Annotated in this window: 10 protein-coding genes; 8 read left to right on the top strand and 2 right to left on the bottom strand. The window is 62.0% G+C overall.

All coding sequences use genetic code 11. From position 1 onward, the window contains the following. The first annotated feature begins 21 nt into the window (after positions 1 to 21). The 6 genes from AC1DKY_RS10395 (at position 22) to AC1DKY_RS10370 (ending at position 9,545) form a co-directional block, all read left to right on the top strand. Positions 22 to 969 (top strand): amino acid ABC transporter substrate-binding protein, encoded by a 948-nt coding sequence (locus tag AC1DKY_RS10395; RefSeq protein WP_441603932.1) that lies wholly within the window; start codon positions 22 to 24, stop codon positions 967 to 969. A gap of 146 nt (positions 970 to 1,115) precedes the next feature. Next, a complete protein-coding gene (locus AC1DKY_RS10390) occupies positions 1,116 to 2,591 on the top strand; it encodes a DcaP family trimeric outer membrane transporter (protein WP_441603931.1) in 1,476 nt (491 codons plus the stop codon). 68 nt (positions 2,592 to 2,659) lie between these two features. After that, the gene (locus tag AC1DKY_RS10385; RefSeq protein WP_441603930.1) at positions 2,660 to 4,993 is read left to right on the top strand and encodes an Orn/Lys/Arg family decarboxylase; all 2,334 of its coding nucleotides are present in this window, start codon (positions 2,660 to 2,662) and stop codon (positions 4,991 to 4,993) included. A 92-nt stretch (positions 4,994 to 5,085) separates the two neighbouring features. Then, a complete protein-coding gene (locus tag AC1DKY_RS10380; RefSeq protein WP_441603929.1) occupies positions 5,086 to 7,398 on the top strand; it encodes an Orn/Lys/Arg family decarboxylase in 2,313 nt (770 codons plus the stop codon). A gap of 12 nt (positions 7,399 to 7,410) precedes the next feature. Continuing rightward, on the top strand, positions 7,411 to 8,706 hold the full coding sequence (locus AC1DKY_RS10375) for an amino acid permease (RefSeq protein WP_441603928.1): 1,296 nt from the start codon (positions 7,411 to 7,413) through the stop codon (positions 8,704 to 8,706). A 155-nt stretch (positions 8,707 to 8,861) separates the two neighbouring features. Next, positions 8,862 to 9,545 carry a hypothetical protein gene (locus tag AC1DKY_RS10370; protein WP_441603927.1) on the top strand — a complete coding sequence of 228 codons (684 nt, stop codon included), beginning with the start codon at positions 8,862 to 8,864 and terminating at the stop codon, positions 9,543 to 9,545. Between the two features lie 54 nt (positions 9,546 to 9,599). On the opposite strand, the gene AC1DKY_RS10365 is transcribed toward AC1DKY_RS10370, so the two are convergent. Next, positions 9,600 to 10,274, bottom strand: a complete 675-nt coding sequence (locus AC1DKY_RS10365; protein WP_441603926.1) for a VOC family protein — start codon at positions 10,272 to 10,274, stop codon at positions 9,600 to 9,602. Positions 10,275 to 10,680: 406 nt separating this feature from the next. Here AC1DKY_RS10365 and AC1DKY_RS10360 point away from each other — a divergent pair, with 406 nt between their 5' ends. Together AC1DKY_RS10360 and AC1DKY_RS10355 are read left to right on the top strand one after the other, a co-directional pair. After that, positions 10,681 to 11,661 (top strand): fatty acid desaturase, encoded by a 981-nt coding sequence (locus AC1DKY_RS10360; RefSeq protein ID WP_441603925.1) that lies wholly within the window; start codon positions 10,681 to 10,683, stop codon positions 11,659 to 11,661. A gap of 137 nt (positions 11,662 to 11,798) precedes the next feature. Continuing rightward, positions 11,799 to 12,275 carry a hypothetical protein gene (locus tag AC1DKY_RS10355; protein ID WP_441603924.1) on the top strand — a complete coding sequence of 159 codons (477 nt, stop codon included), beginning with the start codon at positions 11,799 to 11,801 and terminating at the stop codon, positions 12,273 to 12,275. A 229-nt stretch (positions 12,276 to 12,504) separates the two neighbouring features. Here the strand turns inward: AC1DKY_RS10355 and AC1DKY_RS10350 are convergent, their stop codons facing one another. Next, a complete protein-coding gene (locus AC1DKY_RS10350; RefSeq protein WP_477179915.1) occupies positions 12,505 to 12,885 on the bottom strand; it encodes a DUF5329 family protein in 381 nt (126 codons plus the stop codon). Positions 12,886 to 12,956: the final 71 nt, after the last annotated feature.

Below are 12,956 nucleotides of genomic sequence, written 5' to 3'. Positions count from 1 at the left end.
AGGCTTTCCAGGAGAGACGACATGTCACGCATGAATAGTGTTGTTGTGCGTAACAGCCTGTTGCGCTGGGCGATGATCGGGCTGCTGGTGATGCAGGTGCCGACGATCGTGGCGCAGACCGTGAGCCCCGGCAGCGCTACGCTAGATCGCGTACGTGCGAGCGGCAAGTTCACCATTGGCTACTATGCCAACGCCCGGCCGTTCACCTATGAGGACAAGCCTGGCACCGCCGACGGCTACGCGATCGCCGTGTGCCGCCATATTGTGGATGCGACACAGGAGCTCTTGCACGCGCCCAATATTTCCACGGAGTTTGTGGCGGTCGACGCAGCCGATCGTTTCAAGTCCGTTGCCGAGGGTCGTGTTGACTTGCTCTGTGGGCCGTCCGCGCCATCCTTGAGCGCCATGTCCGAGGTGAGTTTCTCGATCCCGATACTGACGGGAGGCACCGGCGTGATGCTGCGCAAGGATGCGCCGGTCGCGTTGCGCGATCTGCTTGAGACGGGGGAGTCCGGTGGACGCCCGATCTGGCGAGGTTCGCCGATGCTCGCGGTGCTGCAGCAGCGCAACTTTGCCGTCATCGCGGGCTCGCTGTCCGAGAAGTTGCTCAAGGAGCGCCGCGACGAACTGAAGGTCAACAGCGTCGTTTCTTCCGTGCCCGACCTCGATACCGGCCTGAAGGAACTGCAGGATGGCAGGGTCGACGGATTCTTTGCCGAGCGCAATGTGCTTCTGGACCTGGCCAAGAAGGATGGGACGGGCCAGGTCGTCGTGCTCAACCGGGTTTTCGACAATGAGCCGTTGTCGTTGGCCTTGGCGCGCAACGACCCGGATTTCCGTCTGCTGGTCGACCAGGTGTTGAGCCGGCTCTATCGCACGGGAAAGATCAACGGGATCTATGAGCAGTACATGGGCAAGCCTGATCAGTCGGTCAAGGACTGGTTCCGCGATACGGCGTTACCCGAGTAGCGCCAGGAGGGCGCCGGCATACGCTTTGTGCCGGCGCCCTCTCGTTGTGTTTGGTTGAGCTGATGTCATTGCAGCGTTGAGGCGCCGCGCGAAGGTCCGGCACCAGCTTCCCGTTCAGTGCTACTAGGTTGACTGGAGGCATCAGCATGCATCGGCCATCGTTCGGCTTCATGCGACAGCAGACACTCCTGTGTGCGCCACTCCTGATAGGCGGTCTTGCGACCTTCAGTCCGGGGGCGATGGCGCAGTCATCGGAGACTGCAGAGCTCAAGGCACAACTGGAACAGGTCAAGGCGCAGATGCAGGCGCAGCAGCAGGTGATGCAGAAGATGCAGTCGCGCCTGGAGGAGCTGGAAGCAAAGGAGCAAAGCCAGGAAGCCACTGCCGCGCAAGCCAAGGCAGCGGCGCCAGCGCTGACGAGTTCGGCAACGGCTCCGCCGGCACCGACACCTTCCGGGCCGCCGCCCTACCGGCCGCCTTCTGCCGTTGCCGGCGCCTACGAACCACTGCCTGAAGGCTATGTGCGGCTGGGTGATACGGGCAATCTGCTCAAGATCGACCTGGTGGCGCAGCTGGATGCGATGGCCGACAGCACCTACATGGGCGCGGCGGATCTGTTTGTTCCCTCGTCGATCCCGGTGCGCGGACAGCCGCTCTATGACAGTGGGAGGCGCTCCACCATGAGCGCCAGGCAAAGCATCTTCCGCATGGATTTCCAGCGCCAGACCGATTACGGGACGCTCAAAGTCGTCTACAAGAACAACTTCTTCGGCAGCGGCAGCGGCGACATGCCGTACAACCTGCAGGCGTTCTACGGCGAGCTGGACAACGAACATTACTCCTTGCTGGCCGGCTACAACATCTCGGCGTTCACCGATATCGATGTGTTCCCCAACACGCTCGATTACGAGGGACCCAACTCGTTCACCTTCAAATATGGTCCGCAGATCCGCTTCTCACCCGTGCTGTACAGGAGCGGCGAGAGCGCCTTGACCTTGCCGATGTCGTTGGAAAAGCCCAATGCGGACATCAGCGTCATCGAAGGATTCAACACGTATTCGCGTCGCCCCGACATCACCCTCGGCTTGAGGTGGCAGGCGCCCAGCTGGCATGTCCTGTGGGCCAATATTCTTCGCGATCTGCGCGTGGAGAACGCCACGGCGCGCACGCGCAGCACGACGGGCTTTGCAACCCAGCTGACCGGCACCACGGCCCTGTTCGAACATGACAGCGTCCAGGGATGGGCCAGCTACGGCAAGGGTTACGCCAATTTCCTGCAGGATATTTCAGGGCTTGGACTGGACGCCGCCTTTACGACGCAAGGCGACCTGCGCGCCATCCGCGCACGAGGCTACGGCGCGGGTTACACGCACGCCTGGCGCGAAGACCTGACCTCAAGCGTGGCCTGGGGTTATCTCAGGATCAGCCCACAATCGAACATGCTGATCAATCCGGACCAGCCCAAGAGCACCAAGTTCGGGTCGATCAACCTGGCCTGGAAATTCAGCGAGCGCGCCATGTTCGGTGTGGAGTACCTGTGGGGCCAGAACATTGCGCTTACCGATCTGCGTGGGCAGGGACAGCGTCTGCAAACAACGTTTCGCTATGACCTTAACCCCTGAGGTCGCGCGAATGCGCCGGGTTACCGCCTGTATCGGCAACGCTTGAACTGCACCGGAGTACGCACCTCATGTCGATGAATCATCCATGGATTCTTTTTGTCTCCACCGACTTGCCGAACGAGGGATCGGCCTTCCGGCTGGCGTTGTCCCGCCTGGGCAAGGCCATCGAAGATCGCGGCATCCAGGTCGTGCAGGCCATGAGTGGCGAGGACGGCCTGGCGATCGCGCGCGGCAAGCCCTCGTATTCGGCGGTGGCGATTGACTGGGATCTCGGTGAGACCGGGACGATGGCGGAAGAGTCGGCGATGAAGATCGTGCGTGCCGTGCGCGAGAAGTCGCTGAAGGTGCCGATCTTCCTGCTGACGCGCAGCATCCAGACGCCCGACGTACCGTTGAGTCTGATCTCGGAGGTGCGCGAATACGTGAACGTCGGCAGCGAGACGCCCGAGTTCTTTGCGCGCCGCCTGCAGTTCGCCATCGACGACTATCACAGCGGCCTGCTGCCGCCGTACTTCAAGGCGCTCAAGAAGCTCACGGAAGAGGGCGCGTATCAGTGGGATGCCCCGGGCCACATGGGCGGTGCCGCCTATCTCAAGCATCCTGCCGGCGCGGAGTTCCATGAGTTCTTTGGCGAGAACATCATGCGGGCCGACATCGGCATATCCAATGCGGAGCTGGGTTCATGGCTGGATATCGAGGGGCCGCCGGCCGATTCGCAGCGCATGGCAGCGCGGGTATTTGGCGCGGATTGGACGTTCTACGTGCTCGCAGGCTCGTCAGCCTCCAATCGCATCGTGGTCCAGGCCTGCATCGGCAAGGACGAGATGGTCATTGCCGACCGCAACTGCCACAAGTCGCTCAACCATGCGATGACTTTGTCAGGGGCGCGGCCTGTTTATTTTCAGCCCAGCCGCAACGGCTACGGCATGATCGGCCTGATTCCTCCCAAGCGTTTCTCCCATGCGCATATCCAGAGCCTGATCGCCGATTCGCCTCTGTCGGCGGGCGCCAAGTCGAAGGAACCTGTCTACGCCGTGGTCACCAATCCAACCTATGACGGGTTGCTGTACCACGTGGACAAGGTGGTGGAGATGCTCTCAAGCAGCGTCCATCGCGTGCATTTCGACGAGGCGTGGTACGCCTACGGAAAATTCCATCCGCTTTACAAGCATCGTTTCGCGATGGGTGTGCCGCGTGACATCAAGAATCGCCCGACCGTCCTCGCCGTGCAGTCGACGCACAAGATGCTTCCTGCATTCTCGATGGCGTCCTATATCCACGTGAGCAACAGCAAGCGTGGTGAGCTGGCGATGGCGCCGGTGAAAGAAGCATTCATGATGCATGGCACCACATCGCCGTTCTACCCGTTGATCGCGTCGCTGGATATCGCCTCGGCCATGATGGATGAGCCATCGGGCCCGGCCCTGCTGCGCGAAACGGTTGACCTTGCCGTGGCGTTTCGCCGGACGGTCGCGCTGGTCGGTCAGCGTCTGCAGGACGACGGGCAATGGTTCTTTTCGCTGTTCCAGCCACCGCGTGTTCCCATCAAGGGAAAACAGGTTCCATTCCATGAGGCGCCGCTCGATGTACTGGCCGAATCGACAGCGTGCTGGACCTTGCGGGCTGGCGACGCCTGGCACGGCTTGCCGGACGATGTGGTCAAGGATGATTTCTGCATGCTTGATCCGACCAAGGTCACCATTCTTTGCCCAGGCACGGATGCCAAGGGCAAGTTGGCCAAGCGCGGCATACCCGGTGCGGTGTTGACCAAGTTCCTCGATGCGCGTCGGCAGGCGATTGCGCGAACCGGCGACTACACCGTGTTGGTGCTGTTTTCCGTGGGCACCACGCAGGGCAAGTGGGGCACCTTGCTGGAGACCTTGCTGTCGTTCAAGCGGCTGTACGACCGCAATGCGACGCTCGAAGAGGCGCTGCCCGACCTGGTGCATGCCTATCCCGATCGCTACCGCGAGATGACCCTGCCGCAGCTGTGCGATGAGATGCACGAGGCGATGAGTGAGCTCGATCTGCAGGCGATGGCGAACAAGGCCGGCGAGACGCTTTCCGAGCCTGTTTTGACCCCGGCGGAGGCTTATCAGCATCTGATTCACGGCACCACGGAAGAAGTGCGCATTGCCGATATGCCAGGGCGGATCGCCGCGCTAATGATTGTTCCGTATCCGCCGGGCATTCCCGTGCTGATGCCGGGCGAGCGCATGGATCCCAAAGGCGGCCCGATCTTTCGCTTCCTGCAGGCCGTGGAGGCCTATGGGCGCAAGTTCCCCGGCTTCGCAAGAGAAGTGCAGAACATGCACGCCGATGCCAATGGCGATATGTGGGTGCGCGTCGTGCTGGATAAGCAGGTTGCGGCCAAGCAGGCAAAGGCTACGCGCAAAAAATGAATGGTGGGCCGTGTCAGTGACGAACGATCACGGCGCGCAGTGGGTTTCAGATGGCGGCGGGCATACGCATGCCGCCAACCAGGAGAATCATCATGCTCGAGCGTCGTAACCTGCGTCAAAAGCTGCGCGTGTTGCTGGTTCACTCCAAAGTCGGCACCGACAGCGCCGGCGGCAGGGCCTGCCGCACGCTGGAGCAGGAGTTTGCCGACCGCAATATCGAGACGACCACGGCCTCGACCGTCGACGACGCGCGCTCCTCCATCGTCTCCGATGCTGCCATCCACGCCATGCTGATCGACTGGTCGCTGCCCAATGCCGAAGGCGTCGAGAAGGACAATGCGGCGGCCATCGGTCTGATCAACGTCATTCGTGCGCGCAACGAGAACGTGCCCATCTTTCTCATGACGGAACCGGAGAAGGCGCAAACGCTGAGCGTGGAGACGGTCCAGGCGATCAACGAGCTGATCTGGCTGTCGCAGGACTCGGCCACCTTTGTCAGCGGCCGTGTGCACGCCGCCATGCGGATTTACCTCGGGACCTTGTTCGGTCCGCTGACCGCCGCGCTGGCCAACTTCAATGAAGTGCACGAATACTCATGGCATACACCAGGCCACACCGGTGGCACCGCCTTCCTCAAGCATCCGACGGGTCGCGCCTTCTACGATTTTTATGGCGAGCATATCTTCCGCACGGATCTGTCCATCAGCGTAGGAGAGATCGGCTCGCTGCTGGACCATACCGGGCCGATAGGCGAGAGCGAGAAGTACATCGCGCGCATTTTCGGCTCGCATCGCAGCTATACCGTCACCAACGGATCATCCACGTCCAATCGCATCATCTTCATGGCCTGCGTGGGGCGCGACCAGGTGGTGTTGTGCGACCGCAACTGTCACAAGTCGATCGAGCACGGCCTGACCATGACCGGCGGCATTCCGCACTATCTGGTGCCACATCGCAATCGATACGGGCTGATCGGGCCGATCTATCCGGACAAGTTTTCCCAGGCCAGCGTTCGCAGCGCTGTCGCGGCGAATCCCTTATCGAAGAACCTGGCGGATCAACAGCCGGTGTTCGTGGTGGTGACCAACTCCACCTATGACGGCCTTTGCTACAACACCGCAAGAGTGCTTGAGGAAGTGGGTGGCTGGGTCGATCGCGTCCACTTCGATGAAGCCTGGTATGGCTATGCCAGGTTCAATCCGCTTTACTCCGGGCGACTGGCCATGCACGGTCCGGCCACGGCGCATGATCCGAACGGGCCGACGGTTTTCACCACCCACTCCACGCACAAATTGCTCGCCGCGTTTTCGCAGGCGTCGTATATCCACGTGCGCGACGGTCGCAGCAGCATCCCGCATGCGCGATTCAATGAGTCGTTCATGATGCACGGCTCCACCTCGCCGTTCTACCCGATCATGGCGTCAAACGAAGTCGCCGCTTCGATGATGGATGGTCTGGGTGGCGTGAGCCTGACCCGTGAGTGCATCGATGAGGCGATCCATTTCCGCCAGATCGTAGGGCGCTTGAATCGCGACTTCGCCCAGAAGGGCTCGTGGTTCTTCCGTACATGGAATCCGGAAGTGATCACTGACCTCAACACCGGCAAGAAGATCGAATTTGTCGATGCGGCACCGGAGCTGCTCGCGGAGGACGCCAATGCCTGGGTCCTCCATCCCGGCGACAACTGGCACGGCTTCGGCGATCTGGAAGACGGCTACTGCATGCTCGATCCGATCAAGGTGACGGTGCTGACTCCCGGTGTCCAGGACGACGGTTCGCTCGGCGCGCAGGGATTCCCCGCGACGCTGCTCACGGCCTACCTCGGGGCGCGTGGCATCGTGGTGGAGAAGACCAGTGACTTCGGTGTCTTGTTCCTGTTCTCGATCGGCATCACCAAGGCGAAATGGAGCACCTTGATCACGGCCTTCCTGGATTTCAAGCGTGACTACGATGAAGACCGGCCGCTGGAGCGTGTGATGCCGGATCTGGTGTCAGGTCATCCGGAGCGTTACGGCAGTCTTGGCTTGCGTGGCCTTGGCGACCAGATGTTTGCGGAGATGAAGCGGACCAGTCAGACGCAGCATCTGCAGCATGCCTATTCGAGCCTTCCCGAAGTGCGCATGTCGCCGGCAGATGCCTATCAACAGTTGCTGCGGGTGCAGATCGAGCGTGTGGCCTTGGCCGATCTGGCCGGCAGAACGCTGGCGACCAGCGTGGTTCCATACCCGCCCGGCATACCGATGCTGATGCCCGGCGAGGTGGCCGGTTCGGCCGATGGCCCTTACGTGGGCTACCTCAAGGCACTGCAGAGCTGGGATCACACCTTCCCTGGATTTGGCCATGACACGCATGGCGTGGAGGTCGAAGACGGTGAGTACTACTTGCAGTGTCTGAGGTCTTACTAGGCGAGAACCCCTATGGTCACCGACGGCGGCAAGAAAATGGGGCTACTTGGGGCTTCCTCATTGGTCGTCGCCAATATGGTGGGGACCGGCCTGTTCCTGTTGCCATCGAGCCTGGCCAGCGTTGGGAGTATTTCGCTGTTTGGCTGGATCGTGGCGGCACTCGGTGCCAGTGCGCTAGGCCTGGTCTTCGCGCACATGGGCATGGTCGAGCCCAAGGCGGGCGGCCCGTATGCCTATGCGCGCGATCACATGGGCGCATTCCCGGCCTTCCAGACCAACTTTCTCTACTGGGTCGCGAACGTCATCGGCAACGTGGCGATTGCGGTGTCGGTGACCGGTTACCTAGCGGTCTTTTTTCCGGTGCTGAAGAATCCGTGGATCGCCAATGCATGCACGGCGGGCATCATCTGGCTGTTTGTCTGGCTCAACACGCGAGATGCCCGCGCAGTGGGACATTTCACGGCGATCAGCACCGTGGCCGGCATCCTGCCGATTGCCTTCGTTGGTCTGCTCGGCTGGTTCTGGTTCCGGCCCGATGTTTTTGCCGCCAGCTGGAATCCCGAGCAGCTGCCGACGATCACGGCGATCAGTCGAAGTGGCGCGATTGCCCTGTGGGCGTTTCTCGGCGTGGAGAGCGCCGCTGTTTCAGCGGGCGTCATCGAGAACCCCAAGCGCAACGTGCCCCTGGCCACCATCATTGGCTTGCTGGTTTCGACGGCGATTTATATTTCCTGCTGCACCGTGCTGATGGGCATCATTCCCGGGGCCGAGCTGCGCATTTCCGGCGCGCCATTCGCGGAGGCCGCCCAGGTGATGCTGGGTCCCTGGGCGGCCGTGATCATTTCGCTGGCGGCCATCCTCAAGGCATCCGGTTCGCTGGTGGGCTGGATTCTGATTACCGCCCAGTCCGCCGAGGCAGCTGGCCGCGACGGCATGTTTCCCCATCGTTTTTCATTGACCAACCAGCAGGGCATGCCGGTTCAGAACCTGATCGTGACCGGCGCGATGATGACCTTGATGCTGGTCATCACGACGTCGCCGGATGTGGCGACGCAGTTCGCCCACATCACGGATGCCACGGTCGTGCTCATGGTGCTGCCGTACCTTTATTCAGTCGTGTCCATGTGGCGACTCAATCGTGAGATCGACATGTCGGCTGGCAAGGTTCGACTCTATATCGTGATTGGCGTGGTGGCCTGCCTGTATTGCCTGAGCGTCGTGCTGGGGCAGGGCGCGGAACTGGGCCGCAAGGCGCTTCTGATCCTGCTTATTTCCGCGCCGCTTTTCGCACTGATCAAAAAGAAATAGGACGGCCATCTTTACCGCCGCCGCATCGATGCGTTCCAGCGGTCTTCGTGGTGAGACCGATCAGCAGGCCAACACTTCGATCGCCGTTCCGTTGTCCGCATCCGGGTGCTCACTCGACACGCCCCGGCAACGGACCCGCTTAGAGGAGTAGCGTCATGAATCACGCGAGAAGCCCCTCAGAAGCCAAGCCATCCGTGGTTGCGGGCGCGGGTCTGGATGTGGTGGAGCGCGTTTCAGAGATGTGCTTTGGCCTGCTGATGGCGTTGACCTTTGTCGGCGCCGTCTCGACGGTCGGGCCCGATCAGGAATCCCCATCGACCATGTGGCGCGCCGCCCTGGGTTGCAACCTCGCCTGGGGCCTGGCCGACGCCATGATGTATCTCTTGCATACGCTGACCAGCCGCGGCCATCGGCTGACGCTTGCACTTGATATGAAGAGCGCACCCGATGCGGCGACGGGTATCGGACTGGTCCGAAACGCGCTGCCGTCGTTTATCGAGATCCTCGTGACGGACGCCGACCTGGAGCCATTGCGGGGCAGGTTGGTCCATCTTGAACCGCTGCCGGAACGCCCGCGGCTTTATTTCATCGATTTCTTGCGGGCTGCGCGCGTGTTCTTCATCGTCGTGCTGTCGACGTTCCCCGTCGTGCTGCCTTTCATGCTGATCGATGATGTGCCCAGGGCACTGTTGGTCTCGCGCGTGCTGAGCCTGGCCATGCTGTTCTTCGGTGGCTTCGTATTGGGCAGGTACGCCGGCCTGGGCGCGTGGCGGGCAGGCCTGGGCATGATGGTGATAGGCGTGTGCCTGACCATGGCGATCATCGCCCTGGGTGGGTGATGCATCGAAGCGCACCGGGTCGCATGGCTCGCTGACGCGCCCGGCTGGTGATGCTCACAGCGGCGGATCTTTCCCCGTCTGCTCGCTCATCATGTACTGGGCGTACCAGTCCGGCCAGTTCTCATCGTGTTTGCCGCCGTTGCGTTTCTCGTGCTCGCCGTGCGCGGCTCCCGCACGCCGCAGCGCCGCCGCGAGATCGGTCGAGGAGGTGTACGTGGCCACGCCGGTGTCGATGCGCCCGGGCAGTCGCTGGGTGATCTCCTGGAACAGCCAGCCATTGCCGTCCGGATCGTGGAACGAGGCGAACGAGCGGTAACTGTTGCGCTCGGGGTCCGGGCCGCTGACGCGAACCCGCCCGAACAGGTAGGGCTCATCGGAGCCGGCATAGGTGCCGGCACCGTGGAACACTTCACTGACCTGCACACCACGTCCAGCGAGTTCTTTGCGGGCCGCCTCGACGTCGGAGACGATCAAGTACAGGCCCTGGGCGGAGCCTGGCGCCGCTGCCGTCACATTCTTCCCAAAAATGACGGAGCAACTGGAGCCGGGCGGCGTGAACTGGAGAACGCGGAAGTAGCCGTCATCGGAGGCGAAATCGGCGTCCAGCCTCCAACCCAGGCTGACATAAAAGCGCTTGGCGCGCTCGACGTCCGATACGGGAATGACGACGATCTCAAACTTCATGTCGACGCCCCGCGCCTGCAGGGTCTCGGCGGCAGTGCTGCTCATGTGAACCTCCGATGGCTTGGACCGCAACGCGGCCTTTGCGTGGCCACAACAAGGCGGGTGGGCGGGACCGGGGCGGGGACACCAAGATCGCTAGTGTGCCGCGGGGCAGATGAAGCGGTCGTCGTCGACGCGAAGTGGGCTTCCCGCCGTCCCGGGTGAGCGGTGCAGGTGCGGGGCGGTTCGGCAGGGTATGGGCCTCGGGCACCTGGACCGGGTCTCCCTGCGGGTTATATTCGCCCGGCCCGCCTGCGAACCCGGACTGAGATTTTGCCGGGCATATGGGTTTCAATAGGGAAAGATGGCGAACCGTTGCCGGGGAGCGGTTGTCAGCGCTGCGGATCGACCACTGAATGTCAAAAGGCACCGCTAGTTTAGGCGGGGACCATGGTGCACTTAAGGGTAGGCGATGGATCGACAGGCAGCGGTAGAAGCGGGTGGCGCTCAGGCAGCGACCGAACGGCGAACGTCCAGGCATGTCCCCATCGACCTTCGCGCCAACCTGGCGCTCCTGGGCGTCGTCGCCATCGCCATGCTTATGCAACTCATGGCATGGCCATTCTTGCTGCGGCAGTACGGGGCATCCGCCCTGTGGATCGCGGTTCCGCTGGTGGTGGTGACGCCGATGCATTGGGGGCTGATCCATGAAGCCATCCATGGGCATTTGCTGCCCCGGCGCTGGCTCAACGAAGCCGTTGGACGCGCCCTGGCGATCGCCTTCATGTTGCCGTTCGACGCTGCCCGTTTCGGGCACCTGATGCATCACCGCTACACGCGCGAATCCTTTGACCGACCCGATGTGCATGATGGTGCGACGCCACCCTTGCTTGCTCGCATCGGTTACTACGCGCATTTGCTGGGCGGCCTTTATCTGGCGGAACTTGCGCTGCCCCTGCTCACGCTGCTGCCGGCGCCATGGGTGTCCCGACTCGTCGCCCATAAGCTTCGCAGCGAAGAACCCACCGGCCGTGAGGTGCAACGCCTGTTCGTGGCCTTTGCCGGCAATGCGGAGCGACGCGCCCTGATACGGCGCGACTGGATGCTCTCGGTTGCGCTCCACGCCGTTGCATTTTATCTCTACGGGGCGTGGTGGCCTGCGCTTGCGGCAACGATGTTTCTGCGCGGACTGTGGCTCTCGGTCGCGGATAACTTGCCGCACTACGATGTGCTGCTGGACGAAGATGCGCGCGCCCGCAATTTTCGCGCTCCGGCCATCTGGCATCCCGTGCTGATGAATCACCATCTTCATCGCCTGCATCATCAGCATCCGACACTGCCGTGGACGGCACTTCCGCCGCTCGCTCGTGCGGGTTCCGCGGCTGAAGTTACCGAGACCGGCTATTTCCGGGCAGCATTCCGCCAGTTTCGCGGGTTTGGCAAAGTGCGCTGACGAAGGGGAGCCTGGTCGCGCCGCAAGCGCTGGGCGGACACTCCCATCATTCATCGACGCTTGCAGGTGTATAACCGGGCGTGCAGCCCTCTCGCGCAGGCAGCCGGGGCGCGCGACGCACGTGGAGGCTTGGATTCATGGCTGACAAACCCACTCAACAAGACGCCGCCCTTTGGCAGCGGCGTCTGGCCTCTCAGGCCAACAATCGAGCCTGGACGCTCACCGAAATCGACCACCGCTCGGCTGAGGAAAGCGAAGAGATGCTGCAGGCTGCACATGCAGCCATGTACTTGTGGAAGATCGTCGGCGACGCAAGCAATCATGCCCATGCGGCGCAGCTGCTTGCTCATGCGTATGCGCTGCTCAAGCTTCCTGCGCCGGCAGCTCACTATCTCAGGAAATCATTGCCATACTTCGAGCAACACAGCAGCGCACCGTGGGAGTTGGCATTTGCCCAGGCGGTCGCCGCCAATGTCGCCGCCGCCGAGGGCAATGCGGCGGCACATGCCAGGCACTACGCGCAGGCCCAGGCCGCGGCCGCGCTTATCACCGATCCACAGACACGCGAGATGTTTGCCGCCACGTTGCGCGTGGTGCCTGTACCCGATCCCTGAGGTAAGCGGCGGGCGCTGACTGACGCATCGGTCGCGCCGGCGATGGCAAAATCCTTCATCGCTCAAGCGGAGCGAACGGAGGATTTTGCAGTCGATTCGAAGCGTGGTGAACGGCACGCTGGGTTTCCGCATGCGTTGGTGATGAGTATTTGCAAGCGAGCCCGCTCGGCAAGAGCGGGCTCGCGCGACATGACTGCTTTCAGCCATGCCCGAAGAGAAGAGACAATACCTAGGGCTGCGTCTTTCGCAGCAGCTGTAGTTCCTCTTTCAGCCAATCCGCCGAGGGCCGATCGGCGCCGCCGCAGTTCACCAGATAAGGCCGGCCGCTGAAACTGCTTACCGTGCACGCGCGGTCGATGAACTCCTCCGCAGAATTTACTTTGTCTCGCTCCAGCAAGTAGTTGAGCTTCAGCTCAAGATGATTCTTCGCATCGGCTGCGCTATAGCTCTTGCCGTTGCGGATGAAGCTGCAATGGCTCTGGCCGACAAAGCTAAGCAAGGCTGCCACTTCGCGCTGGCCTTGGGCGTCCAGTCCGGCGTGCGCGACGGTCGAGGCGATCACCAGCGCGAACGCCATGACGATGTTGCCGAACGATCGTTGATAGCTCACGGCGTCATCTCGATGAGTAAGGCGTGCGATGCGATCAGTGCAGGTCTGGTGCGCCGCTATTACGCACACGT

The organism is Dyella sp. 01N448, assembly GCF_056399225.1.
This window is presented reverse-complemented; position numbering and strand designations above follow the sequence as displayed.